This window comes from Neisseria oralis (assembly GCF_045062685.1).
Taxonomy (GTDB): domain Bacteria; phylum Pseudomonadota; class Gammaproteobacteria; order Burkholderiales; family Neisseriaceae; genus Neisseria; species Neisseria oralis.
Genome location: NZ_JBJGEB010000010.1, coordinates 18247 through 44246 on the forward strand (window position 1 = coordinate 18247; position 26000 = coordinate 44246).

Here is a 26000-nt window from a genome sequence, read left to right on the forward strand (position 1 = left end):
TTACTTTTTTCAGGCAGTCAGAAAGGGGAAAGTGGATAACCAAGAAACGCGTGCGTGCGTTCTGCGCCCACCCTTGAATATAAGCTGCGTTTGCTAAACGGGAATGACGGGTTTGCAGGTTTCAGACGGCCTTTCAGGAATTACAGCTACATCACAACCCCGTCATTCCCGTGAAAACGGGAGTCCGGACCTTCAACGCTTCAGCAAATCTGCGGATAAACCGAAGCAACTTCGCCTTGCTATTTCCGTACAGGCAGGAATCCGGACTTTTGGGTTTCGGGAATCTCTGAAAAATTGCAGCAGCCCATAGATTTTCTGGATTCCCGCCTGCGCGGGAATGACGGTGTTTAAGGACGCTATGGCAGATGTAGATTGGGTCGTGACCCAACATTTCAGGTTTTTGTTGGGTTTGCCAACCCAACCTACGCTTGCTGATACAGACTACGCTTGTTATTAAGTAGAGGTTTCTTTGCGAGCTTCCCAAGTTGCTAAAAGATAGCTTGCTAACGCTCCTGATAAATTTACAGCTAACTCAGCATGACGTGGAGCAGGTTTTACCCCCATTTTGCCTTTCCCATGTGCATCACTTAAACGATTTCGAAGCGTACCTAGTCCTTCAATTATTGCTGTACAACCACCGAGAATTTGCTTAAAAACCTCTGCCGTATGTTGTGATGGGGCTAGATTTAGAATATCGGCAGTTTTTTTATATAATTTGGGTAAATCTACTGTATCGTCATATTTAACTCCCATATCATCAAGAATATGCTTACAAACTGTCTCTATAAGTGTTCGTGCTGATGTAATTGCGCCTTCTGGGTCGCTTGATCTCCTATCTAGGGACTTTAACCATGCTGCTTGTACATGTGCCGCATTTATTTTCTTTACACCTTTGCTAACAAATTCATCTGAAGGAACAGGGCCTCCTCGCTCTAATATGTCTAACAATGGATGAAATTCGTTCCATATATAATTTCGACGTTCAGCATAACTAGGAAATTCGTATTTAATAAATTGCCAAAATTGCTCAAGACTTCTACATGTTTTGATGAATTTTGGAATATATGTGTCAAAAGCAGCATTTGAAAGAATAAACTGTCTTAGGCGTGTAAATTCTGCGTTATTTTCTTTACCCCCAGTAGCTTGAGAAATTAAAAGATTTTGTAAGGTTTCTGCCTGAATAAACAACTCTTTCATTTTATTAAATTTATCCTTTTAATGTAGATGGCATAGGTCAAATTAAAAGTATTTGTTTTGCAAATAGCAAGCGTAGATTGTGTCGAAAATTCCCACAAATTTTTAATTTTTCAAGTTTAGGAACAATGTTAGATATTGATCTAAACGCAACGGTATTTTGTACGCCTATCCGTTGCAATCAGCATCATAAAGCTTTTGGGTACTACATGAAAAGTTTTTTAAGTGGGCGTAGGTTGGGTTGGAAACCTAACAGATTTTTAAATACGCCTTATAGTTTAAAAGGTCGTCTGAAAGCCGTGAAAACCGTTTCAGACGGCCTTTTCTTCATCAGTCTCTACTTTGCTATCACTCTTTCTTTCAAAGTCTTCAACACACTTTTCACCATCTTAATCCGCGTCTCCACATCCTCCATCTGAGCCGTAAACTTCAACTTATCCGCTCCTGCCAGTCGGTATTTTTTATCTGTCTGAATCAGCAGGATGATTTCTGTCGGGTCGATTTGGTGGTGTTTGCCGAAGGTAACGGTAACGGCTTCGCCGGTCGCGTCGATGGCGTCTATGCCCAATTTTTTTGCGGCGAGCCGCAGGTGGTGGCTTTCGATGAGGGTTTTGACGGGTTGTTCGGGCAGACCGAAGCGGTCGACGAGTTCTTCGTGTATGGCGTTGATTTGCTGCACGGTTTCGCAGACGGCGAGGCGTTTGTAGAGGACGAGCCGTTCGTGGATGTCGGGGCAGTAGCTTTCGGGCAGCAGGGCGGGGCTGTGCAGTTTGATTTCGGTGGTAATGCCCAGCGGCGCGTCGAGGTCGGGCTGGCGGCCTTTTTTGAGGTCGCGCACGGCTTGTTTGAGCATTTCGGTGTAGAGCGTGAAGCCGACCTGTATCATTTCGCCGGACTGCCCTTCGCCGAGGATTTCGCCTGCGCCGCGGATTTCCAAATCCTGCATGGCGAGGGTGAAACCTGCGCCGAGTTCGTCTGCCGCCGCGATGGCGTCGAGGCGTTTTTCTGCGTCTTTGGTGATGTATTCGGGCGTGAGCAGGTAGGCGTAGGCTTGGTGGTGGCTGCGGCCGACACGTCCGCGAAGTTGGTGCAGTTGCGCCAGTCCGAATTTGTCGGCGCGGTTGATGATGATGGTGTTGGCGTTGGGGATGTCGATGCCGGTTTCGATGATGGTGGAACAGAGCAATACGTTGAATCTTTGCTGCAAAAAGTCGCGCATCACTTGTTCCAACTCGCGCTCGCGCAGTTGTCCGTGCGCTACGCCGATGCGGGCTTCGGGCAACAGGGTTTCCAGCCGCTCGCGCATGTTTTCGATGGTATCCACTTCATTGTGCAGGAAAAATACCTGCCCGCCGCGTTTGAGTTCGCGCAACACGGCTTCGCGCACGCTGCCTTCGCTGAACGGTTTGACAAAGGTTTTGACGGCGAGACGGCGGCTGGGTGCGGTGGTAATCAGCGAGAAGTCGCGCAGGCCTTCGAGCGCCATGCTGAGGGTGCGCGGAATCGGCGTGGCGGTCATGGTGAGGATGTCGACATTGGCGCGCAGACGTTTGAGCTGCTCTTTTTGGCGCACGCCGAAGCGGTGTTCTTCATCGATAATCACTAAACCTAAATTTTTGAATTTGATGTCGTCCTGCACCAGTTTGTGCGTGCCGATAACGATATCGACCGTACCGTCCGCCATGCCTTCCAGCGCGGCTTTGGTGGCTTTGCTGTTGTTGAAACGCGAAAGGCTGGCGACTTTTACGGGGAAATCGGCGAAGCGGTCGGCGAAATTTTGCGCGTGCTGCTCCACCAGAAGCGTGGTCGGGGCGAGTACGGCGACCTGTTTGCCACCCATCACCGCCACAAACGCGGCGCGCAGGGCGACTTCGGTTTTGCCGAAACCGACATCGCCGCACACAAGGCGGTCCATCGGCTTCGCCTGCGTCAAATCTTTAATCACAGCGGCGATGGCGGCGGCCTGGTCTTCGGTTTCTTCGTAGCCGAAGCCGTCGGCAAACGCCTGATAGTCCAACTCGTTGATTTCAAACTTGTGTCCCGATTGGGCGGCGCGTTGGGCGTAGAGATTGAGCAACTCGGCGGCGGTGTCGCGCGCTTTTTCGGCGGCTTTGCGTTTCGCCTTGTTCCACGCGCCGCTGCCGAGCTTGTGCAGGGCAACGTTTTCATACGCCTGGCCGGAGTAGCGACTGATTAAATGCAGTTGCGAAACAGGCACATAAAGCTGTGCTTCGCCCGCGTATTCGAGCAACATCATTTCGTTGGTTTCGCCGCCCAAGTCCATCGTTACCAAGCCCATATACCGCCCGATGCCGTGTTCTTCGTGCACAACGGGGTCGCCGATGTTGATTTCGGCAAGGTCGCGCAACAGGCCGTCTGAAACGGCGGCGTGTTTCTTGCGGCGATTGTGGACGCGCGAACGGGCGACGTATTGGTAGAGCTCGGATTCGGTGATGACGGCGATGGCACCTTGAGCAGCAACCGCTTTGCCCTCTCCCCAACCCTCCCCCACGAGGGAGGGGGTAGGTTGCTGTTGGATTTGCCCGTGCAGGCTACTTTCGATGGGGTGCAGGCTGCTTTTAGTTTTCAGGTCGTCTGAAACGGCTGCTGCATTCTGTTCCCTCTCCTGCGAGAGAGGGCTAGGGAGAGGGTTTATTACGGCTGCGGGAAATTCGGTTTGGTTGGCAATCGCTTTGCCCTCTCCCCAACCCTCCCCCACAGGGGAGGGGGTAGGTTGCTGTTGGATTTGCCCGTGCAGACTATTTTCGACGGGGTGCAGGCTGCTTTCGGTTTTCAGGTCGTCTGAAATGGCTGCTGCATTCTGTTCCTTCTCCTGTGGGAGAGGGTTAGGGAGAGGGTTTGTTGCGGATGCGGAAAATTCGGTTTGGTCGGCAACCGCTTTGCCCTCTCCCCAACCTTCCCCCACGGGGGAGGGGGCAGGTTGCTGTCGGATTTGCTCGTGCAGACTATTTTCGACGGGGTGCAGGCTACTTTCGGTTTTTAGGTCGTCTGAAATGGCGGCTGCACTTTGTTCCCTCTCCTGCGGGAGAGGGCTAGGGAGAGGGTTTGTTGCGGTTGCGGAAAATTCGGTTTGGTCGGTAACCGCTTTGCCTTCTCCCTCAGAGGCGGGAGTGGGTTGCTGTTGGTTCGGGGGTTGCAGCCCGCCCAGTTTGAACCCGTATGCCAACGGCGCAACCGTAATCATCAGCGGCTCGTGCGCCGATAAAAAGCCCTGCCAGTCGGACACAGGTTTGGCTTTCAAACCGTTTTGCTGCAAGAAGCCGAGCATGGTTTCGCGCCGTCCCAAGCTTTCGGCGCACAGCAAAATCCGTCCTTTAAAGGTCGTCTGAAAATCCTTCAATGCCTGCAACGGCTCGTCGGATTGGCGGTTGACGGCAAGGTCGGGCAGGGTGTGTTCCTTGCCGGAAACATCGGGCAGCACTTGTCCGTAGTTTTTCAGACGACCTGCGAATACATCGGCAGAGAGATACAAATGCTGTGGAAGCAAAGGCGGATAGGTTTCGTCGCCCTGCGCCATGGCGTAACGCGATTTGACGTCGCTCCAAAAGCGGTTTGCCTCGGCGTGAACGTCGCCCAAAGAGACAAACAGCGCATCTTCGCCGATATAGTCAAACAGCGTTTCCAACTCGTTTTCAAAAAACAGCGGCAGATAATATTCCACGCCCGCGCCGAAGTGGCCGTTGCTGACGGCTTTGTACACGGCGGCATCGTTCGGATTGCCATCGATTTCCTCGCGGAAGCGGCTGCGGAAGATTTTTTGCGCCTCGCTGTCGGTGGGGAACTCGTGCGCCGGCAGCAGGCGGATTTCGGAAACGGGGGAGATGGTGCGCTGCGTGTCCGTGTCAAAGGTTTTGATGCTGTCGATTTCATCGTCGAACAAATCGATGCGGTAAGGCATCTCGCTGCCCATCGGGAACAAATCGACAATACCGCCGCGCACGGCAAACTCGCCTGCAGCGACAACATGGGAAACATGGTTGTAGCCCGCATCCACCAAATCGGTTTTCAGACGGCCTATATCCAAAGTCTGCCCCGTTTTCAGCCAAAACGTGCGCCCCGCCAAAAACGGCACGGGCGGCAGCTTCTGCATCGCCGTGGCAACCGGCACGAACAACACGTCCGCCGCGCCGCTCTTAATCTGCCACAACGCCGAGAGCCGCTCCGACACCAAATCCTGATGCGGCGAAAAACGTTCATAAGGCAGCGTTTCCCAGTCCGGCAGGAACACCGCCGTGTCGTGCGGACGGAAAAACCGCCATGCCGTCTGAAGGCGCAACGCCTGTTCCGCATCTTGGGTCAGCACGACTTTGAGCCGCTTATGCGGCAGATAACGCGCCAAAGCCAGCGGCAGCGAGCCTTGCGAAAGATTGAGCCAACGGGATTTTTCACGGGGTTTGGGGATAGGGTAGGTCATGGTGTAGGGACAATGGCTTGCGGCAGCCGGAAAATTTTTCGGGCTGCCGTGATGGGTTGTAAAAGCGGGATTTTAGCAGATTAAAAGCGGGTGTAAGGGATAGGATGGTTTGGTTGGTTTTCAGACGACCTTTGTGTGCCAGAGGGTCGTCTGAAAACGAGCGTAGCGGGTTTTACCAAAAGTTTTCAGACGGCCCCGTTCAAACCGCTACCCCCGCCAGTTTGCCGATAAAGCCGGTAACAGCCAACGCCGCTACGCCCCACAGGCACACGCGCAAGACGGCGGGTATGACGGGGGCACCACCGAGTTTGGCAGAAGCGTAACCCAGCGCGGCCAGCCCGCATAAAGTAGTTGCCGCCAGCGTAGGGATAAGGGCGGCGGGGGAGGTCAGCGCGACCAGCAGCGGCAGTATGGCGCCGGCGCAGAACGAACCGGCGGAGGCAAGCGCGGCCTGCATGGGCTTGGCGGCGGAGGTTTCGGTGATGCCGATTTCGTCGCGGGCATGGGCGGAGAGCGCGTCATGTTCCATCAATGCCTGTGCGACTTCGGCGGCAAGCGCGTCGGACAGACCGCGGCGGCGGTAAATTTCGGTCAGTTCTGCCAGTTCGGCATCGGGATTGGCTTCCAACTCGTAGCGTTCTTTGTGCAAATCGGCTTTTTCCGTGTCCGATTGGCTGGATACGGAAACATATTCCCCCGCCGCCATCGAAACCGCGCCGCCGATAAGGGCGGAAACGCCCGTCAGCAGCAGGGTTTGGAAATCGGGGGCGGCAGCCGCGACGCCGGTCAGCAGCGAGGCGGTGGAAATCAGGCCGTCGTTCGCGCCCAATACGCTCGCGCGCAGCCAGTTGTTGCGGTTGCTGAAATGGCGTTCGCTGTGTTGTGAATACATGGCAGTGTTCCGGTGGCGTTATTGTTCTGCGGCATCTGCGCCGCTGTTTTGCGTTATAGTAGCACCGTATCGGGTTTTTGGAGACGACGATGAAGACGGTAACGGTTAAAAACATGGTGTTGGGCGCGGGGCGGACGAAAATCGCCGTGCCGCTGGTGGCGGAGGATTCAGACGGCCTGATGCGGGCGGCGGCGCAACTGCGCACTCTGGATTTCGATTTGGCCGAGTTTCGCGCGGATTTTCTGAAACGGGCGGACGAGGCGGATTTTGTGCTGGCGCAGTTGGAAAAAGTGCGCGAAGCGCTGCCGGACACGCCGCTCTTGTTTACTTTCCGCCGCGCGGCGGAAGGCGGTTCGTGTCCGTGCGGCGACGATTATTATTTCGCGCTGCTGCGGCGTGTGGCGGAATCGGGGCTGGCGGACATCATCGACATCGAGCTGCTGGCGGGAGACGGGCCGGTCGGCGAAGCAGCGGCCCAGGTCAAGGCGGCGGGTGCGGCGGTTTTGCTGTGTAATCATGATTTCGAGCGCACGCCGCCGAAAGACGTGATTGCAGGCCGTCTGAAAAAAATGGAAGCACTGGGTGCGGACATATGCAAAATCGCCGTCATGCCGCAATCGCCGCAGGACGTGCTGACGCTGCTTGACGCGGCATATTCGGTTTTTCAGACGGCCTCCGTACCGCTTGTTGCCGTTTCTATGGGCAGATTCGGTGCGGTCAGTCGCATCGCGGGGGGAATGTTCGGTTCGGCGATGACTTTTGCCGCAGCGGAAAAAGCGTCCGCCCCCGGCCAGATAAATGTTGGCGAACTGAGGAATATTCTGGATGTTTTAAACGGATAATGGTTTGAATACCGGCAGGACGTTTTCCTGCAAGTGTATCCGTGTGTTCGCTTGGTGTAAATTATTGAAAGCAAGGGAACTAAAATGAGGCGGCCGCCTCATTTGTCTAATAATCGACTAAAACGTATAAATAATACGGAGCTGGGATATGGAAAATCAGGATAACAGGCCGGTTGAAGAACCGGCGGTTGCGCAGGAAACCGAAGATTACGCGTTCGGGCCGGAAACCGAAGCAGAAACAGAAACCGAAGCGGAAGGAGCCACAGAGGCGGAAGAGGCGGCGGAAATGTTTTCCGACATGCCGTCTGAAAAAAAAGCCAAACGCAAAAAAGGCAAGAAGAAAAACAAGGATAAAGGCCGGAGCGCAGAGGCAGTGCAGGAAGAAGTCATCGGCACGGCAAAAGGCGTGGAAACCATGTTCCGCAACGCCGTGCGCTCGGAGATGGAGCTGCTCGCGCTGGCGGCAACCAAGGCGAACATTATGATTTCGCTCAACGGTTTTATCGTGTCTGCGCTGATGATTTCGGGCGCATTTATTTTTTCATCGTCGCCCGAATTTCTGATTCCGGCGAGTACGTTTATGATTACCGCCGCCGCGTCCATCGTGTTCGCGCTGCTGTCCGCTTCACCGGATCGTATCGGCAAAATGCAGGCGGCGCGTGCTTGGCTGAAGGATTTTGTCTGCCGCCGCGCGACGCTGAAAGATTGGAAAACCCGCGTCAGTCGTGCAGAAACGCGCTTTTTCGGCGGCAGCCAGCCCAATATCCTGATTTACGAAGACCGCGTGAAGGTTCAGAAAGAACGGTATTGGGAAATGATGCAGGAGATTATGGGCGACCGCAAACAGGTGTACCACAAAATGAGCGACCATCTTTATTGGCTGGGACTGCTGGCAGACAAGCAGTTTAAATACATCAACTTATCTTACGCCGTGTTCCGCTGGGGTCTTTTGGCTTCGCTGGCGGCGTTTATCGGCGTGAAAACCTTGCCTTCGCTTTTGACTTCGCCCGCCAGCAATACGGCCGAACTGCGCGCCTTGGGGATTAATATGTTCAACGGCGTGTACGAGCCTTCCGCCGTGCAGCAGCTTCCCGACGGCAAACTGCTGATTGCCGAAGACGAACCGAACCACGCGTTCAGCATTATCAGCATCGATAAAACAGGCAGGTTTATAGAAGACGAAGCGTTGGATACGCGCGTGATTACCGGCTTCAAACGCCGCCTGAGCGACTTGGAGGCCTTGGCACGCGACGATGAAGGCTTTATCTACGCGCTCACTTCGCACTCGCGCACCCGTAAAGGCAACCGTTCGCCCGACCGCGAACACCTGATGCGCTTTAAAATCCAAGACGGTAATGTGTTGGGACTGACCAGCTACGACAATCTGACGCAGGTTTTGGAAACCGACCACAAGCTGCACGACCTCATCCGCGAACGCACCAAGGCCGAAGTTTCCTTTGAAGAAATCAATATCGAAGGCATGGCGTTCGATCCCGTGAAGAAACGCCTCGTTTTGGGCTTCCGCGATCCCGAATTCAACAATATGGCCTTAGTGGCGTTTATCAGCAACCCGAAAGACGTATTCGAACGCAACGTCCAACCCGAATTTGACGAAGTGGCCATCCTCGACATCGACGGCGGCGGCATCCGTTCGCTCAATTACGATCCCGTGTTGAAAAATTACGTTATCGCCAACGAAGTGAAGGACGAAAACGGGCAGAAATTCTCGCAACTGTGGACTTGGAGCGGCAACCCGACCGACGAGCCGCAAAAAATCTCCCTGCCCAATCTGCAACACATCACCAACGTCGAAGCCGTCGATTCGATTACCGTCAACGGCAAGCCGCAGATGATTCTGATGGGCGACGAAGGCAACGCTTCGCAGAAAATCACCGCCAAATATATGTTGGTGGACTACAGTCAGCTCGGTAAGGATTAAGTTTGTATGTCGTAAAAGGCCGTCTGAAAACAGAGTGGTATGTTTTCAGACGGCCTTTTTTAATTTATGCAGGCGGGGGCGGTATTCAGCCCGATATTGCCGGTGCAAACCGCAATATCGTGTTGCGCAGGGCAATCAGTTTGCCGTGGAAGAAATGCGACGAACCGGCCAAAACCACGACGGGCAAATCCTGCGGTCCGGCCCATGCCAGGACTTTGTCCAGCGCGACGACTTCGTCTTCTGCGCCGTGTATCACCAGCGTTTTGGCAACATCGGGAACGGCGGACGGTTCGGGTCGGTCGGTATAGTGGTGTACTGCCGCACCCATCAGCAGCAGCCAATCGGGCGTGCGCTCTTGGGCGGCAAACGTAGCGACGTAGCCGCCGAAGGAAAAACCAGCAAGCGCAAATTGCGGCGCGTCGGGATGTTGCGAACGAACGTAGTCGATGACGGCGATGCAGTCCTGCGTTTCGCCGCGTCCGTAGTCGTGCACGCCTCCGCTGTTGCCCACGCCGCGCAGGTTCGGCAGATAACAGTGAAAACCGAGCTGGCATAAGGCTTTGGCAGCGGTTTGAATAACTTTGTTGGTGTTCGTGCCGCCTTGCAGCGGGTTGGGATGGTTGATGACTGCTACACCGCGTGCGGGGCTTTGTTGGGCAGGCAAGTAGATGGTTTCAAGCAAACCGGCGGGGCCGGGAACTTGAATGATGTCTGGTTTGAGCATGATGGTTCCTTGTTGCTTCTTGATGTGCAGGAAAAGGCCGTCTGAAAAGAGGGTGTTTGCCGTTTTCAGACGGCCTTTGTTTGAAAATAGTCTCTAAAGTCTCTGTTTTTGCGTTTTACAGGTAAAAATGTTTGCCGTTGTTGGGATTGTTTGCCTTTAAGTCCACCAGCATCCGTTTGAAATCCAAACCGTATTGTCCGCTTAATTTTTCCGCGCGCTTTTTCAGCTTGTCGAGGTTTTGCTCTTTCGGGCTGCTCTGAAATGCCATTACCGCCATATTGCCGTGGCTTTCGGCGGGCAGTTCCAGCACGCGGCCTTCGAAGACGTTGAGCAGGCGTTCGACGAAATGTTGGTAGCGTTTGTCGCCGCTCCACCAGTTGGTGACGAACACGCCGTCGGGCGAGAGGGCGTGGCGGCAGTCTTGGAAGAAGGGTTCTTCCACCAGCGCGTCGATGATTTGTTCGCCGTCGAAGCCGTCCACCAGCACCGCGTCGGTATTGTGGCGGAACACTTTGATGTATTCCGCGCCGTCCGCTTCGACGATTTCGAAGTTTTCCCCTTCAAACGGTAACTCGAACAGGCTGCGGGCAACGGCGATGACCTGCGGGTTGATGTCCACGGCGGTTTGTTTGGTGTCGGGCAGGTAGCTGTCTATCCAGCGTGCGAACGAGCCGCCGCCCAAGCCGATTTGGGTGATGTGTTTCGGCGTTTCTTCCGCAAACAGAAGCCAGCCCATCATCGCGCGGCTGTACGATAAAACCAGTTCGGCGGGATGGTCGAGGTTCATCGAGCTTTGGATGGTGTCGCTGCCCAAATGCAGCGAGCGGATGTTACCTTCTTCGGAAATGCCGACTTCGGGCAGATCGGACTTGGCGGGGCGCAGGCGGCGGTAGGGGTGTCGTGGCATCGTATCGTCGGTTCGGTTGGCGGGGCGGTTATTTTAACAGAATCCGTTTTGTTTTCAGACGGCCTTTCGGGCGGCAAACCGGATTTATCCTTCTGAAATAATTACCTGTGAACTTAATTGTATTAAAAATCAAAGATTTTTCCGTGCGCCGGAAGCCTTTGCCCGCCGCATACTTGCCAATAAGGAGAATTGTCGGCATAATACCGCCTTCTTATGCCGGTATAGCTCAGTTGGTAGAGCGTCTGACTTGTAATCAGAGGGTCCCGAGTTCGACTCTTGGTGCCGGCACCAGTTAAATGCTTTGCGTTTCGGCGCAAACGGCCGGTATAGCTCAGTTGGTAGAGCGTCTGACTTGTAATCAGAGGGTCCCGAGTTCGACTCTTGGTGCCGGCACCAAAATAAAAACAGCCCAGTCTTAACGGATTGGGCTGTTTTGCTTTAGCGGCGTATTTTTACACACGGAACCGGCAAGGGCCTTATAATATGCGCGTTTAAACCTGAGAGGCCGTCTGAAAGGCGGAAACGGAACACGATGATTACAGTAAATACACTGCGCAAAATGAAGGCGGAGGGAGAAAAAATCGCCATGCTGACCGCCTATGAATCCAGCTTTGCCGCGTTGATGGACAAGGCCGGCGTAGACGTGCTGCTGGTGGGCGATTCGTTGGGAATGACCGTGCAGGGACGCAAATCCACGCTGCCCGTCAGCCTGCGCGATATGTGTTACCACACCGAAAACGTCGCGCGCGGTACGGAAAACGCGATGATTGTCGCCGACCTGCCGTTCGGAGCTTATCAGCAAAGCAAAGAGCAGGCGTTTGCCGCTTCCGCCGAACTGATGGCGGCGGGTGCGCACATGGTCAAACTCGAAGGCGGCGTTTGGATGGCGGAAACCACCGAATTTCTGCAAATGCGCGGCATCCCGGTTTGCGCCCACATCGGCCTGACGCCGCAGTCGGTGTTTGCATTCGGCGGCTACAAGGTGCAGGGGCGCGGCGACAAAGCGGAAGCCCTGTTGCACGATGCCGAGGCACACGATGCGGCGGGGGCGGCAATCGTTTTGATGGAGTGTGTTCCCGCGGCGCTGGCCAAACAGGTAACGGAAGCAGTGAGTTGCCCGACCATCGGCATCGGCGCCGGTGCGGACTGCGACGGTCAGGTGCTGGTCATGCACGATATGCTGGGCGTGTTCCCCGGTAAAACCGCCAAATTCGTGAAAAACTTTATGACCGGACGGAGCAGCATTCAGGAAGCGGTCGGGGCTTATGTCGCCGAAGTCAAAGCCAAAACGTTTCCCGCGGCGGAACATATATTTGAAGAATAAGGCCGTCTGAAAAAGCAAAAGGACAAAACAATGCAAATCATCCATACAGTCAAAGAGTTGCGCGAATGGCGCAAAACGGCCGGCCGCGTGGCGTTCGTGCCGACCATGGGCAACCTGCACGAAGGGCATCTGGCCTTGGTGCGCGAAGCGAAGAAGCGCGCGGATAACGTGGTTGTCAGCATTTTCGTCAACCGCCTTCAATTCGGTCAGGGCGAGGATTTCGACAAATATCCGCGCACCCTCGGACAAGATGCCGCCAAGCTGGAAGGCGAGGGCGTGGCAGTTGTGTTCGCTCCTGATGAAAAAGAGCTGTATCCGAATGTCGAGCAGCGTTACAACGTCGAACCGCCGAACCTGCAAAACGAATTGTGCGGCCGGTTCCGTCCAGGACACTTCCGCGGTGTGGCGACCGTCGTAACCAAACTGTTCAACATCGTGCAACCCGATGCGGCCTGCTTCGGCAAAAAAGACTATCAGCAACTTGCCATCATCAAGGGTTTCGCCGAAGACCTGAATTTCAATGTCGAAATCGTTCCGGTCGATACCGGCCGCGCTTCAGACGGCCTCGCACTTTCCAGCCGTAACCAATATTTAAATGAAAACGAGCGTGCCGAGGCGCCGCGCCTTTTCCGCGAACTGAATAAAATCGCCGAAGCCCTGCGCGGCGGCAATCTGGCCTATGCCGAGCTGGAACAGACGGCGGTACGCAACCTGACGGCGGCGGGTTGGACGGTTGATTATGTCGAAATCCGTCATGCGGAAAGCCTTGCCGTTGCTCATGCAGGCGATAAGGATTTGGTCGTGCTGGCCGCCGCACGCTTGGGCGGCACCCGCCTGATTGACAATGTGGAAGTTTCGCTGCGCTAACACCGCCTAACGGGAAACGATGCCGCAGGCCGTCTGAAACGCCGTTTCTGCAAAGAAACAACAGCGTTTCAGACGGCCTTTATGATAAGTGGGCATAATGGTTAAATTAGGTTATAATCCCGCAACACTTAAATCGAATGACCAAATAATTTTATCCATAATTAAATATAAAGGCAGAATACTGCTTACTTAGAAAGACAAATCAGGATGGGGCTCTTAATTCTCTTATTCATTTCCATATCGGCTGCGGGGTTGATGATGTTCCGCGAAAAACTGACGTTGAGCAGGAAACATTGTGCGGAAACATTTTCAGCGATGAAGGCGGCCTTGCGGCTGCGGCACCAGTCGGTCAGGCATATGATTGATGCGTCGCAGCTTTACATGTTGGGCCTGGACAAACTCAATAACGATTTGGCCGCCACATGCAGCCGCGCCGAGGCCTTATTGGATGCCGCATCTTCTCCGCAGGATGCAACCGTGGCCGATTTGGACAAGGCGGAGTCCGACTTGACCGATATGCTGCAACAGCTTCAGCGTGTTTTCGATACTTATCCCGAATCAAAGACCGACGTTTATCTGACGGCAAAATCGGAAAATATGGATGCGGCGGAAACCGCGACGGTGGCCGTCAGACAGTCTTACAACCAATCTGCAGCGGGCTATAACCGCCTGCGGGCTAAATTTCCTCTGGGTTTGTTCGCCGGATTGCTGGGACATCATGCCGATGCGGGTGTCTTGAAATTTGAAGACAGTAACGCAGCGCAAATGAGCAGATATCTGAAAATGTAAATCAACCCCCGTATATTCGATTGAAAGGCCGTCTGAAAATCTTTTTCAGACGGCCTCTGATTTGGAATAAAGCATAGAACCAAGCATTCTTTGTCTTTCAAAAAAACTTAACGTAAAATGGCCGCTTTGCAAAAAACATAGGGACTGATTATGTTGAAAAAATTCGTACTCGGCGGTATGACCGCGTTGGTTTTGGCGGCCTGCGGCGGAGAGGGCGGCAGCGCGTCTTCTTCTGCTCCCGCTCAATCTGCCAGTGCTTCCGGTTCTTTAATCGAGCGTATCAACAATAAAGGTACGATTACCGTCGGTACCGAAGGCACTTACGCACCGTTTACCTACCACGACAAAGACGGCAAGCTGACCGGTTACGATGTGGAAGTTACCCGCGCCGTAGCGGACAAACTGGGCGTAAAAGTTGAATTTAAAGAAACGCAATGGGATTCGATGATGGCGGGTTTGAAAGCGGGACGTTTCGACGTGGTGGCAAACCAAGTCGGTTTGACCAGCCCCGAACGCCAAGCGACATTCGACAAATCCGAACCTTACAGCTGGAGCGGTGCGGTTTTGGTTGCGCGTAACGACAGCAACATCAAATCCATTGACGACATCAAAGGCGTTAAAACCGCGCAGTCTCTGACCAGCAACTACGGCGAAAAAGCCAAAGCCGCGGGTGCGGAACTCGTACCGGTGGACGGTTTAGCACAATCGCTGACCCTGATTGAACAAAAACGCGCCGATGCGACGTTGAACGATGAGTTGGCGGTTTTGGACTATCTGAAGAAAAACCCGAATGCCGGCGTGAAAATCGTTTGGTCTGCGCCTGCCGATGAAAAAGTCGGTTCCGGCTTGATTGTCAATAAAGGCAATGACGAAGTCGTGGCGAAATTCAGCACGGCAATCAACGAGCTGAAAGCCGACGGCACGCTGAAAAAACTGGGCGAACAATTCTTCGGAAAAGACATCAGTGTTAAATAATTTTCTTGCTTCGCTGCCGTTTATGACGGAAACACGCGCCGATATGATTGTCAGCGCGTTTTTGCCTATGGTCAAAGCCGGTTTTATGGTCTCGCTGCCGCTGGCGGTGGCGTCGTTCCTGATCGGGATGGTGATTGCCATCGCCGTGGCTTTGGTGCGGATTATGCCTTCGGGCGGCATCGTGCGGAAAACCCTGCTGAAACTGGTGGAAACTTATATTTCCATCATCAGGGGGACGCCTCTGTTGGTGCAGCTTGTGATTGTGTTTTACGGGCTGCCGTCCGTCGGTATTTTCATCGATCCGATTCCCGCGGCCATCATCGGCTTCTCGCTCAATGTCGGCGCATACGCTTCCGAAACCATACGCGCGGCGATTTTGTCCGTGCCTAAAGGGCAGTGGGAGGCGGGTTTCTCCATCGGCATGACCTATATGCAGACTTTCCGCCGCATCGTCGCGCCGCAGGCATTCCGCGTCGCCGTGCCGCCTTTGAGCAACGAGTTTATCGGCTTGTTCAAAAACACCTCGCTTGCGGCGGTGGTGACGGTAACGGAATTGTTCCGCGTCGCGCAGGAAACGGCAAACCGTACCTACGACTTCCTGCCCGTCTATATCGAAGCCGCTTTGGTTTACTGGTGTTTCTGCAAAGTGCTGTTCCTGATTCAGGCGCGCCTGGAAAAACGCTTCGACCGCTATGTCGCCAAATAAGGGGAAGCCATGATTAAAATCCGCAATATCCGCAAAACCTTCGGCGAAAACACCATTTTGCGCGGCATCGATTTGGATGTGGGCAAAGGGCAGGTGGTCGTCATCCTCGGACCTTCCGGCTCGGGTAAAACGACGTTTCTGCGCTGCTTAAATGCGCTGGAAATGCCTGAAGACGGACAAATCGAGTTCGACAACGAGCGACCACTGAAAATTGATTTTTCCAAAAAACCATCGAAACATGACATCTTGGCTCTGCGCCGCAAATCCGGCATGGTGTTCCAGCAATACAACCTCTTCCCGCACAAAACCGCGTTGGAAAACGTGATGGAAGGTCCGGTTGCCGTACAAGGCAAGCCTGCCGCCCAAGCGCGCGAAGAAGCTTTGAAATTGCTGGAAAAAGTCGGCTTGGGCGATAAGGTTGACCTTTATCCCTACCAGCTTTCCGGCGGTCAGCAACAGCGCGTCGGCATCGCCCGCGCACTGGCGATTCAGCCCGAGCTGATGTTGTTTGACGAACCCACTTCCGCGCTGGATCCTGAATTGGTGCAAGACGTATTGAACGCCATGAAAGAATTAGCGCAGGAAGGCTGGACAATGGTCGTCGTGACCCACGAAATCAAGTTTGCGCTGGAAGTCGCTACTACCGTCGTCGTCATGGACGGCGGCGTCATCGTAGAGCAGGGCAGTCCGAAAGAGTTGTTCGACCACCCCAAACACGAACGGACGCGGAAATTTCTGCAACAAATCCGCAATGATTGCGGAGATTATCAGATTTAAATTTTGTTATTTTTGTTTTGAAACAAACCAAAGGCCGTCTGAAAATTATTTCAGACGGCCTTTTTAGATGAAATGCAATCAATACGGTTAACCCAGATGCAGTTTATCAATGTATTCCACTTCTTCGCGGCTGCCCATTACTACGGCGACGCGCTGATGCAGGCCGATAGGTTGGATATCGAGCATGGTTTCTAGTGCATTGCTGGATGCTCCGCCGGCCTGTTTCAAAATCAGGCTCATGGGATTGGCTTCGTACATCAGGCGTAGTTTGCCGGGTTTGGCAGGATCGCGTTTGTCTTGCGGATATATAAATACGCCGCCGCGCATTAGGATGCGGTGGATTTCCGCCACCATACTGGCTACCCAGCGCATATTGTAGTTTTTACCGCGCACGCCGGTGTTGCCTTCCAGAAGTTCGGCAATGTATCGCTGCATCGGCGGGAACCAGTGGCGTTGGTTGGACATATTGATGGCGAATTCTTGGGTTGATGCGGGGACCTGCGGGTTTTCTTGGGTCAATACAAATTCACCGTGTTCGTTCAGGGTAAATATAAATACGCCGTGTTTCAGGGTAAAAACGAGCTGGGTTTGCGGACCGTACAGGACATAGCCGCTACCCACTTGGCTATTGCCTTTTTGTAGGAAGGATTCGGTATTCAGACGGCCTGCCGGTTTGTTTAGGATGGAAAAGATGGTGCCGACGGAAATATTGACATCAATGTTGGACGAACCGTCGAGCGGGTCGAATAATACCAAATAGCCGCCGTTTTCATCGGTTGAGACGAAAGTATCTTCTTCTTCGCTGGCCAATCCTGCAACATTCGGGTTCTGTTTCAGGGTTTCAATCAGAATCTCGTTTGCAATTACGTCCAGTTTCTTTTGGTCTTCGCCCTGTATGTTGCCTGTTCCCGCCATACCCAGCACGCCGGACAATGCGCCCAAACGGATTTTTCCGTTAATCTGAACGCAAGCGGCGATGATGGATTCCAAGACGCTGCCAAGTTCGGCAGGCAGGGCGTTTTGCTGCAGATGTTGCGGAAGGAAGTTTGCCAATGTGTTCATTTTGAATTGATTTCCTTGTTTGTCATGATATAAAGGCCGTCTGAAACTATCATAAGATTTTTCAGACGGCCTGTCATCATTTTGTTGTCGGAGCCTGCATGGCGGTACGGCGGGTTTCTTTCAGGCAGGCGAGCGTCGCTGTTGAGATTTTGTCGGCCAGTTCGGGGTTGATATTGCCAGCCAAAATATCGGGTAAATCTTCGGCGGATACGGAATCTGCCAGCTTATCTGCGGTACAGGCGCAGACTTGCCGTATTTTATCTTTCGGCAAGCCGTTTTGCTGAGGGGCGTTTTCAACGCATTTTTCAGCAGCGGTTTCGATAAAGGTGGAACGGATGTGCTGTTTGAAAGAACCGGCTGTTTGCGCCTGTTCTTTGTCGCCGCAACTGCAGAGCAGGAAAATGGTGGTGGATAGGGTAAGTGAAAGGATGGTTTTGTTCATTGGACGGTTCAATCTTTATAGCCGGATAATCCGAGCTTGTGCAGCAATGCTTTACAACCCGCGTCGACCAGCCTGAATGTTTCGTCGAAGTCTCCGGTATACCAAGGGTCGGGTACGGCATGGTAACCGCTTTCGGGAATCAGGTCGGTGAGTTTGAAAATTTTTTCGGGATGTCTACCGAACAGGCGTTCCAGTTCGTTCAGGTTGTTGTCGTCCATTGCGATAATGAAATCGTAAAAGCTACCGTCAGTCTTACGGACTTTGCTGCTGGTGAAGCCGGAATGGTTGATACCGTGCTGTGCCAGAACTTTGCGTGTACCCCGATGCATGTCTTCGCCGTCGTGCCAGCCGGAAGTACCCGCACTGTCGGCGCTGATGCGGTCGGTAACGCTTGCTTGCAGGGCTTGGTGGCGGAGTACGTATTCAGCCATTGGAGAGCGGCAGATGTTGCCGAGGCAGACGAAGAGTATTTTATAGTTTTTCATGGCTCTTTGGAAAATAAAGGGTTGTGCCCGTCTAATTTCAGTGCCTGTGAATAGGTCGGCAGCTCGCTGTTTTCGGGAAGGGCATCGTGCAGGTAATAAATATGTTCGATTTGGCATTCAACCATTAAATCGAGAAAATTTTGTTGGACGATGGCGATTTTGTCGGTTGAAGCCAGCTCCCAAGTGAAAATCTGGGGCACGACTTCAAAGGCACTGTCGGTAGCGTTGAAACCAAACAGAATCTGCCCGCCCGCCCGTGCACCAACCACGACACCGACACGAGGACTTTGCATCCGTATCGAACGTATGGCGTTGGTGGAGAAAACGTCCATCGCCATACGTTGGCGGGTATGGCTGCCGTCGGCCAAAGCTTTAAGCGGGGTGTTCGGCGATAAGGGGTTGGTAAACAGGGTGGCACCCGTTAGGGCGAGAGCTTCTTGCCAGACTTGCATCAAAGGCAAGCCTGCCTGTTGCAGGTTAAGTCCGAGTGAGGGTTGGACGTCTTTGCTGCCGTAGCCCAGCGCATAGACAACGTGTACGGACTGACCGTTCGGCAGGGACAAGGGATGGTGGGAGAATTGTTGTAGGAATCGTTCGGCGGAGTCGGTATTTTGTTTGGCCTGCCACCAATCTCCCGGTGTGATGCCGCTTAATTCGTCCGATTGAACCAAATACGGCAACCAACGGGTATTTTGGGTAAGGTTGCGCAGGTAGGGGTAGTTTTGCAGGCAGGCAAACAATGCCTCGGTCGGTAACCCCAGCGGCAGGCTTTTGTCCTGTTTGCAGCCTGCCACGATAACGATTGGCAGGGCGAACCATTGTATTTCACCGTCTTTTTCCGCCCGTAAAACCGTATCGACACTATCCATCAGGCTTTGGTAGGTTCCGACGTCGGGTGCCATCGTCATGGCGAGCGACAGGTTGATATAGTGGTTTTGCGACAACATGCCGCGGATTTCGGTTTGCAGTTGTTCGGATGAAAGTTTGCGGGATGCCGCCGATGAGTTGTGTGCCAATTGGTAGGCGTTGAGCAGCAAGAAATTTTTAATCGGGCTGGTCGGGTAGGGCCGTGTGTCGGGTAAGACGAATGGTCGGGTCATTTCAGGCTCTTGTTCTGCTTGAAGGTGTGAACCCGAATTATAACAATGTAGAGGCCGTCTGAAAAACGGGTAAAGATTTTTCAGACGGCCTCTCGGATAAAATAAAAGCACCGGATTCCGGTGCTTTTGGGATTTGGCGCGGCGGACGGGGCTCGAACCCGCGACCCCCGGCGTGACAGGCCGGTACTCTAACCAACTGAGCTACCACCGCGCATCCGCTGTGTTAACAACAGCGGAAAAGAAACTTGGTGGGTGATGACGGAGTCGAACCGCCGACATTCTGCTTGTAAGGCAGACGCTCTACCAACTGAGCTAATCACCCGAAAGAAGCGACATTAAACCAAAAAAGTGGAACCGGTGCAAGCGCCCGTTTGTCGATGATTTGTTATGGTATTGAAATTTAATCGAATAAATTTCAGACGGCCTGAGGTTTTCTTTTGACGGGGTTACTATTGTTCCGGAAATAGAAAATGCCCCAATTTTTCCGCTTTAGTATGCAGGTAACGTTCGTTCTCGCTGTTTTCGCCGACTTGCAGCGGAATGCGTTCAACTATGCTGATTCCCGCCTGTTGCAACGTACTGATTTTTTCGGGATTGTTGGTCAGCAGTTTGATTTCGTGCACGCCAAGATGGTCGTAAATGTGTTTGGCCAGTGAAAAATCGCGTGCATCCACCGGCAGGCCGAGTTTGAGATTGGCTTCTACCGTGTCTAATCCTTGGTCTTGCAGGCGGTAGGCGCGGATTTTGTTGATCAGGCCAATGCCGCGTCCTTCCTGGCGCAGATAAACGATAATGCCGCGTCCTTCTTTTTGCACGGCCTGCATGGCAGCTTTCAGTTGAGGGCCGCAGTCGCATTTTTGCGAGAACAGGGCGTCGCCGGTCAAACATTCGGAATGGATGCGCGACAATACGGGCAGGCCGTCTGAAAAGTCCCCCATGCTCAAGGCGATGTGTTCTTGTCCGTCGGCCTCTTCAAATCCGTGCATGGTAAATACGCCCCATTCGGTCGGTAAGCGGCAGGACGCGATGTATTTAATCTTTTTATTCATAGCTGGTCCTCGTTTTTTTCTTCTATTTTCAGCAGGATTTCCATCGGTTCTGCCAGTGCCAGTGCCAGCGCGATCCAATCGGTCAGTGCGGCTTCGTCGGCACGGTCTGTTTCGGGGTATTCGACATGGAGCACACCGAGAATCGTGCCGTTTTCAGTACAGACGGGAGCGGAAATCTGGCTTTTGCCAGCGTGGTTGCGTCCGCCTTCCAGTTCTCCGGACGAAAGCCAACGGGGAATGTCGTTGGCGATGTTCATCCAGCCGCTTTGCGCCGTGCGGGAGGCAAGATAGGTTCGGCTGTTGTCGTCGGTTATGTCCAGTTTCTGTTCCGGCATTCTGCCTTGGTGTGTCAGCCTGATAAGTTGGGAAACAGGGTTTTCAGACGGCATCTTGGCATAAACGGTTGCGCTTAGGATGTCGGGATTGCGGCCGAACACGGAATCGAGCGCCATAAAAATTTGTTTCAGCAAAGCTTCGTTTTCGGAAGTCTGTTCGATATGGTCGGCAAGAACCAGTTCGCCGTTGCCAAACCATAAAATCGAACGGTCGATGGATGCGTTGCCGTTGTTTATGACTGCCTGTGCGGCAAGATAGGCGATATGTACGCTTTCGACAGGCAGGCGCAGGCCTTGTGTGCGGAGGTAGTCTTTAATCAGTAAGGCTGACATGTTTTTCTCTGGCAGTGTTTTAGTATTGAGGCCGTCTGAAAGCCACAGATTGGATTTCAGACGGCCGGTTTCGCTTGATGGACGCAATATGGCGCATTATACCGTTTTTTCAAGGCGCTCCGTGCTTTGCAGCTTTATAGGTTTATGTGTATAATCCGTTGCCTTGGATGCGGACGTGGCGAAATTGGTAGACGCACCAGATTTAGGTTCTGGCGCCGAAAGGTGTGAGAGTTCGAGTCTCTCCGTCCGCACCACACAATAACCCTGAAAGGGGTTATTTTTTTGTCTGTTTCCATGTCGGGAATGAATACGCGTATTTGTATGAGGCGTATTCCGGAAAACGGACTATAATACCTATATGCGGGTTTCTAAAATAAAATAATATTAATTGTCATATAGTTATAAATAATTATTACGCACATGAATATCAGACGTTTACTCCTAAAATTCTTTCCCCGTTATGCGGTCGGCCGTTTGGTCGTTTATTGCAAACTGATGCGCGTTGACAAACCGATTGGTACGTTGCTGCTTTTGTGGCCGACCTACTGGGCGATGTGGGTGGCTGCGGACGGTTATCCGGGGAGTACGGTTTTGCTGGCTTTTACGGCAGGTGTGTTTTTTATGCGCAGCGCGGGCTGTGTGGTAAATGATTTTGCCGACCGGAACTTCGACGGTGCGGTGGAGCGCACGAAAAACCGGCCGTTTGCGCGGGGGATGGTTACAGAATCGGAAGCGGTTTTGCTGGCGGTGATTTTGTGCTTGTGTGCGGCTTTGTGCCTGTTGCCGTTGAATTTGTTTACTTGGTTTATGAGCCTGCCCGCACTGTTTCTGGCAGTCACGTATCCGTTTACCAAACGTTTTTTCCCGTTGCCCCAGCTTTATTTGGGTGTGGCGTTTTCTTTCGGTATACCGATGGCGTTTGCTGCTGTTACCCATTCTGTGCCGCCAGTGGCGTGGCTGCTGTTTGTCGCGAATATTCTGTGGACGCTGGCTTATGATACGGTTTATGCGATGGCTGATAAGGAAGACGATTTGAAAATCGGTATCAAAACTTCGGCCGTTACTTTCGGCGATCGTGATATTGAGGCTGTGATGCTGTGCCATTTCTGGTTTACGGCGTTGATGGTGGTGCTGGGCTATAAAATTCAGGCATCGTGGCCTTATTGGGCGGCACTGCCGTTCGTCGTGTGGTGGCAGATCGGGCAGTGCCGTGCGATTAAAACCCGCAACCGCCAGGTATGTTTCAGTACTTTTTTGGAAAACAACCGTATCGGGCTGGTTTGGTTTTTAGGTTTGGCCGGTCATTATGTCTGGATGTCAATTTAGCGGGAGAAGAATATGGCTGAGGCCGTCTGAAATCACGCTGTATCGGCATTTGGCGGGGGAGTATGCGGTGGGAAGCCGTGTAAATCGCGCCGCAGAGATTGAGATTTGCACCGACTGTCGGTACAATTCCAGCTTGTTTTGCTACCTCTTGAAGAGAATCTTATGAGCCTGATTGGCGAAATTCTACCTGTATCCCATATCGTTTTGGATTTGGATGTTAGCAGCAAAAAACGTATTTTCGAGCAGGTCGGTTTGTTGCTTGAAAATGAAACCGGATTGGCGCGTGCCGATGTGTTCGACTGCCTGTTTGCCCGCGAAAAGTTGGGTACGACGGGGCTGGGGCAGGGCGTAGCGATTCCGCACGGGCGCCATGCTTCCGTGAAAAAAGCGGTGGGTGCGTTTATCCGTACCAAAGAGCCGGTAGCCTTCGATGCGCCCGACGGCAAACCTGTTTCACTGGTTTTCGTGCTGCTTGTACCTGAAAATGCGACGGGGGAACATTTGGAGGTGCTGTCTAAACTGGCAGGGAAGTTCTCGCAGAAAACCGTCCGCGAAGCCCTGATGGCTGCGGTTTCGGCGGAGGAAGCCCGCAATCTTCTGACGGCGGAATAATCATGCCCAGTGTTTCCGTCCGCTGCCTTTACCAAGACAACCAGTATAAGCTCCAACTGGCTTGGGCGGCGGGTACGGCGGGTGCCGATAATAGAATCGGCGTTGAGGCCGACAAGCCCGTTTTGGCGCTGGTCGGCCATTTGAATTTTATCCATCCCAATCAAGTGCAGGTGGTCGGTGTGGCCGAGGCCGAATACCTGAAGCGCTTGGAATCGGGCGAGCTGGCCTACGATTTCAACGAACTGTTCAATATCCCGATGTCTCTGGTCATCGTGGCCAACGGTTTGGCGGTTTCGCCCAAACTGCGCGATTTTTGCCATACCAACAATATCCCTTTGCTGACTTCCAAGTTGGAAAGCCCGTATCTGATGGACGTGCTGCGCATTTACCTGCAACGCACGCTGGCGGTATCGGTAATCAAACACGGTGTCTTTTTGGATGTATTTGAAATCGGCGTGCTGATTACGGGCGATTCGGGTTTGGGTAAAAGCGAGTTGGCTTTGGAACTGATCTCACGCGGACACAGCCTGATTGCGGATGACGCGGTGGAATTGTTCCGTACCGGTCCGGAAATGCTGGAAGGCCGCTGTCCGCCGATGCTGCGAGACTTTTTGGAAGTTCGCGGGCTGGGTGTACTGAATATCCGTCATATTTTCGGCGAAACCTCCATCCGCCCTAAAAAACTTCTCAACCTGATTATCAATCTGGTGTCTGCCGACGACGAGTATATGAAGCAACTTGACCGTTTGAGCATACGCACGGAAACAGAGTCTATCCTCAATGTAAATATCCGTTCCGTAACACTGCCTGTGGCGGCTGGACGAAACCTTGCCGTACTGGTGGAGGCAGCGGTGCGCAACTATATCCTTCAGTTGCGCGGCAAAGACAGCACAAGGGAATTTTTGGAACGGCATCAAACCCTACTTAAAGAAAACGAATCCAAGCATGAAAATAGTATTGATTAGCGGGCTTTCCGGTTCGGGTAAATCAGTTGCACTCAAGCAGTTGGAAGATTTGGGCTATTACTGCGTCGATAACCTGCCGATGGAAATGCTGCCCGCTTTGGTGATGCACCATATCGGGCGCGGGGATGAAACCCGTTTGGGCGTCAGCGTCGACATACGTTCGCGTATCGATATTGTCCAAACGCGGGAACAAATCCGGTTTTTACGCGAAGAAGGGCATGAAATCGAAGTATTGTTTCTCGAGGCCGAAGAGAGCGTATTGATCCGCCGATATTCCGAAACCCGCCGCGGCCATCCGCTGGCGGGGCAGAATATGACGCTGCTCGAAGGTCTGCAAAAAGAGCGCAAATGGCTTTGGCCGCTGCGTGATTTGGCCTACTGCATCGACACTTCCGGCATGAACGCGCAACAGCTCCGCTACGCCGTGCAGCAATGGTTGCAAACCGAGCGCAAAGGGCTGTTGGTGATACTGGAATCGTTCGGCTTTAAATACGGCACGCCCAACAATGCCGATTTCGTCTTCGATATGCGCAGTCTGCCCAATCCCTACTACGATCCCGAACTGCGTCCTTACAACGGCATGGACAAACCGATTCAGGATTACCTCGACGGTCAGAACTGGGCGCAGGAAATGGTGGACGATATTGACCGCTTCATGCAGCGTTGGCTACCGCGTATGGAGGAAGAAAGCCGCAGCTATATTACCATCGCCATCGGCTGCACGGGAGGGCAGCACCGTTCCGTCTATGTCGTCGAGAGGCTGGCGCAGCGGCTGAAAGGAAAATACGAATTGCTGGTACGACACCGTCAGGCGCAGAACTTGGCGGAACGTTAACTTAAACCCGAAAATCCGCGGCCGTTTGATTTTTCAGACGGCCTAAACACAGACCAGGCCGTCTGAAAAGATAAAAACCTTTTTCAGACGGCCTCATTACACAAAAAGAGTATCCGAATATGGCAATCCAATGGTTTCCCGGCCACATGAACAAAGCAAAAAAAGCCATCGCCGAGCGCGCCAAAAGCGTCGACATGGTGATTGAAATGCTGGACGCACGAATGCCCGCCTCCAGCGAAAATCCCCTGCTTGCCCAGCTTTCCAAAGGTAAACCCAAACTCAAAATCCTCAACAAACAAGACCTTGCCGACCCCGAACGCACCAAAATCTGGCTCGAATACTACAACAGCCGCCCCGACACCCGCGCCATCGCCCTCGATTCCTCCGAAACCGGCGCACACGGCAAAATCACCCAAGCCTGCCGTGCCATGATTCCCCACCGCCAAGGCATAGACAAACCCCTGCGCGTCCTCATCTGCGGCATCCCCAACGTCGGCAAATCCACCCTCATTAACGGTATGATAGGCAAAAAATCCGCCAAAACCGGCAACGAACCCGGCATCACCAAAGCCGAACAACGCCTCTTCCTCGCCGACGACTTCTGGCTCTACGACACCCCCGGAATGCTGTGGCCGAAAATCATCGTCGAAGAAGGCGGCTACAACCTCGCCGCCGGCGGCGCAGTCGGACGCAACGCGTTGGACGAAGAAGAAGTCGCCCTCGAACTCTTAGACTACCTCCGCCGCCACTACCTCCCCATGCTGCAAGTACGCTACCAAGCCGACAAAGACCCCAGCAGTCACTGGGACGACAACTCATGGCTCGAATGGATAGCCAAAAAACGCGGCGCAGTCCTCAGCGGCGGACGGGTCAACTACCAAAAAGCCGCCGAAAACATCCTCACCGACTTCCGCGAAGGCAAAATCGGCAGAATCACCCTCGAAACGCCGAACCAATGGGAAACATGGCTCAAAAAAGCCCGCCAGAAAGAAGCCGAACTCAAAGCCGTGCGCGAAGCCAGAAAGGCAGAACGCAAAGGGCAGAAGCTGTCTGAAAACTAATGCTATTGATATGATATAGTTTCG

General features: G+C 53.2%; 24 protein-coding genes and 5 tRNA genes. 16 read left to right on the forward strand and 13 right to left on the reverse strand.

What is annotated here, in order from left to right:
• Positions 1–453 precede the first annotated feature (453 nt).
• The 3 genes from ACI43T_RS09590 to ACI43T_RS09600 form a co-directional block, all read right to left on the reverse strand.
• A complete protein-coding gene (locus ACI43T_RS09590) occupies positions 454–1197 on the reverse strand; it encodes an abortive infection family protein (protein WP_405386741.1) in 744 nt (247 codons plus the stop codon).
• A 334-nt stretch (positions 1198–1531) separates the two neighbouring features.
• The gene (gene mfd, locus ACI43T_RS09595; RefSeq protein WP_405386743.1) at positions 1532–5629 is read right to left on the reverse strand and encodes a transcription-repair coupling factor; all 4098 of its coding nucleotides are present in this window, start codon (positions 5627–5629) and stop codon (positions 1532–1534) included.
• Between the two features lie 199 nt (positions 5630–5828).
• Positions 5829–6521: a VIT1/CCC1 transporter family protein gene (locus ACI43T_RS09600; RefSeq protein WP_405386745.1), complete on the reverse strand. Its 693-nt coding sequence runs from the start codon at positions 6519–6521 to the stop codon at positions 5829–5831.
• 89 nt (positions 6522–6610) lie between these two features.
• On the opposite strand from ACI43T_RS09600, the gene aroD reads away from it, so the two are divergent.
• Entirely contained in the window at positions 6611–7363 is a 753-nt protein-coding gene (aroD, locus tag ACI43T_RS09605) for a type I 3-dehydroquinate dehydratase (RefSeq protein ID WP_405386747.1), read from the forward strand.
• A gap of 286 nt (positions 7364–7649) precedes the next feature.
• Entirely contained in the window at positions 7650–9302 is a 1653-nt protein-coding gene (locus tag ACI43T_RS09610; protein WP_377079640.1) for a Pycsar system effector family protein, read from the forward strand.
• An 85-nt stretch (positions 9303–9387) separates the two neighbouring features.
• Here the strand turns inward: ACI43T_RS09610 and ACI43T_RS09615 are convergent, their stop codons facing one another.
• On the reverse strand, positions 9388–10026 hold the full coding sequence (locus ACI43T_RS09615; protein WP_405386749.1) for an alpha/beta hydrolase: 639 nt from the start codon (positions 10024–10026) through the stop codon (positions 9388–9390).
• A gap of 115 nt (positions 10027–10141) precedes the next feature.
• Positions 10142–10933: a polyamine aminopropyltransferase gene (locus tag ACI43T_RS09620; protein ID WP_405386751.1), complete on the reverse strand. Its 792-nt coding sequence runs from the start codon at positions 10931–10933 to the stop codon at positions 10142–10144.
• Positions 10934–11148: 215 nt separating this feature from the next.
• Between ACI43T_RS09620 and ACI43T_RS09625 the strand changes: the two genes are divergently transcribed.
• From ACI43T_RS09625 to ACI43T_RS09660, 8 genes are all read left to right on the forward strand, one after another.
• Positions 11149–11224 (forward strand) — tRNA-Thr (locus tag ACI43T_RS09625).
• Between the two features lie 29 nt (positions 11225–11253).
• Positions 11254–11329: transfer RNA gene (locus ACI43T_RS09630), tRNA-Thr, on the forward strand.
• Positions 11330–11465: 136 nt separating this feature from the next.
• Complete coding sequence (gene panB / locus ACI43T_RS09635) at positions 11466–12257, forward strand: 3-methyl-2-oxobutanoate hydroxymethyltransferase (protein WP_377079630.1); 792 nt, start codon at positions 11466–11468, stop codon at positions 12255–12257.
• Between the two features lie 30 nt (positions 12258–12287).
• The gene (panC, locus tag ACI43T_RS09640; RefSeq protein WP_314107767.1) at positions 12288–13124 is read left to right on the forward strand and encodes a pantoate--beta-alanine ligase; all 837 of its coding nucleotides are present in this window, start codon (positions 12288–12290) and stop codon (positions 13122–13124) included.
• 207 nt (positions 13125–13331) lie between these two features.
• Positions 13332–13913 carry a LemA family protein gene (locus ACI43T_RS09645; RefSeq protein WP_308024505.1) on the forward strand — a complete coding sequence of 194 codons (582 nt, stop codon included), beginning with the start codon at positions 13332–13334 and terminating at the stop codon, positions 13911–13913.
• A gap of 150 nt (positions 13914–14063) precedes the next feature.
• On the forward strand, positions 14064–14888 hold the full coding sequence (locus tag ACI43T_RS09650; protein ID WP_009173727.1) for an amino acid ABC transporter substrate-binding protein: 825 nt from the start codon (positions 14064–14066) through the stop codon (positions 14886–14888).
• Positions 14878–15594: an amino acid ABC transporter permease gene (locus ACI43T_RS09655; protein WP_377079631.1), complete on the forward strand. Its 717-nt coding sequence runs from the start codon at positions 14878–14880 to the stop codon at positions 15592–15594. The genes ACI43T_RS09650 and ACI43T_RS09655 overlap by 11 nt, the downstream gene beginning before the upstream one ends.
• 9 nt (positions 15595–15603) lie before the next feature.
• Positions 15604–16371, forward strand: coding sequence for an amino acid ABC transporter ATP-binding protein (locus ACI43T_RS09660; protein ID WP_377079632.1), 768 nt, complete (start codon positions 15604–15606; stop codon positions 16369–16371).
• Positions 16372–16458: 87 nt separating this feature from the next.
• On the opposite strand, the gene ACI43T_RS09665 is transcribed toward ACI43T_RS09660, so the two are convergent.
• The 8 genes from ACI43T_RS09665 to ACI43T_RS09700 all read right to left on the reverse strand — a co-directional run bounded on the left by ACI43T_RS09665 (position 16459) and on the right by ACI43T_RS09700 (position 21177).
• Positions 16459–17433 carry a class 1 fructose-bisphosphatase gene (locus ACI43T_RS09665; protein ID WP_039850518.1) on the reverse strand — a complete coding sequence of 325 codons (975 nt, stop codon included), beginning with the start codon at positions 17431–17433 and terminating at the stop codon, positions 16459–16461.
• A gap of 76 nt (positions 17434–17509) precedes the next feature.
• Positions 17510–17875 carry a hypothetical protein gene (locus tag ACI43T_RS09670; RefSeq protein WP_377079633.1) on the reverse strand — a complete coding sequence of 122 codons (366 nt, stop codon included), beginning with the start codon at positions 17873–17875 and terminating at the stop codon, positions 17510–17512.
• A gap of 8 nt (positions 17876–17883) precedes the next feature.
• Positions 17884–18360, reverse strand: a complete 477-nt coding sequence (locus ACI43T_RS09675; RefSeq protein WP_377079634.1) for a low molecular weight protein-tyrosine-phosphatase — start codon at positions 18358–18360, stop codon at positions 17884–17886.
• Entirely contained in the window at positions 18357–19460 is a 1104-nt protein-coding gene (locus tag ACI43T_RS09680) for a conjugal transfer protein (protein WP_377079635.1), read from the reverse strand. The genes ACI43T_RS09675 and ACI43T_RS09680 overlap by 4 nt, the downstream gene beginning before the upstream one ends.
• A 134-nt stretch (positions 19461–19594) precedes the next feature.
• Positions 19595–19671 (reverse strand) — tRNA-Asp (locus ACI43T_RS09685).
• Between the two features lie 35 nt (positions 19672–19706).
• Positions 19707–19782 (reverse strand) — tRNA-Val (locus tag ACI43T_RS09690).
• Between the two features lie 127 nt (positions 19783–19909).
• On the reverse strand, positions 19910–20509 hold the full coding sequence (ribA, locus tag ACI43T_RS09695; protein ID WP_377081263.1) for a GTP cyclohydrolase II: 600 nt from the start codon (positions 20507–20509) through the stop codon (positions 19910–19912).
• Positions 20506–21177 (reverse strand): hypothetical protein, encoded by a 672-nt coding sequence (locus tag ACI43T_RS09700; RefSeq protein ID WP_405386805.1) that lies wholly within the window; start codon positions 21175–21177, stop codon positions 20506–20508. The genes ribA and ACI43T_RS09700 overlap by 4 nt, the downstream gene beginning before the upstream one ends.
• 169 nt (positions 21178–21346) lie before the next feature.
• On the opposite strand from ACI43T_RS09700, the gene ACI43T_RS09705 reads away from it, so the two are divergent.
• The 6 genes from ACI43T_RS09705 (at position 21347) to ylqF (ending at position 25976) form a co-directional block, all read left to right on the forward strand.
• Positions 21347–21431, forward strand: a tRNA-Leu gene (locus ACI43T_RS09705).
• Between the two features lie 166 nt (positions 21432–21597).
• Complete coding sequence (gene ubiA / locus ACI43T_RS09710) at positions 21598–22503, forward strand: 4-hydroxybenzoate octaprenyltransferase (protein ID WP_293277775.1); 906 nt, start codon at positions 21598–21600, stop codon at positions 22501–22503.
• 162 nt (positions 22504–22665) lie between these two features.
• Positions 22666–23115 (forward strand): PTS IIA-like nitrogen regulatory protein PtsN, encoded by a 450-nt coding sequence (gene ptsN / locus ACI43T_RS09715; RefSeq protein ID WP_009173717.1) that lies wholly within the window; start codon positions 22666–22668, stop codon positions 23113–23115.
• 2 nt (positions 23116–23117) lie between these two features.
• Positions 23118–24080: an HPr(Ser) kinase/phosphatase gene (hprK, locus tag ACI43T_RS09720; protein WP_009173716.1), complete on the forward strand. Its 963-nt coding sequence runs from the start codon at positions 23118–23120 to the stop codon at positions 24078–24080.
• The gene (gene rapZ / locus ACI43T_RS09725; RefSeq protein WP_297957633.1) at positions 24061–24915 is read left to right on the forward strand and encodes an RNase adapter RapZ; all 855 of its coding nucleotides are present in this window, start codon (positions 24061–24063) and stop codon (positions 24913–24915) included. Before hprK ends, rapZ begins: the two co-directional genes overlap by 20 nt.
• A 119-nt stretch (positions 24916–25034) precedes the next feature.
• Positions 25035–25976: a ribosome biogenesis GTPase YlqF gene (ylqF, locus tag ACI43T_RS09730; protein WP_405386759.1), complete on the forward strand. Its 942-nt coding sequence runs from the start codon at positions 25035–25037 to the stop codon at positions 25974–25976.
• The last annotated feature ends 24 nt before the right edge of the window (positions 25977–26000 follow it).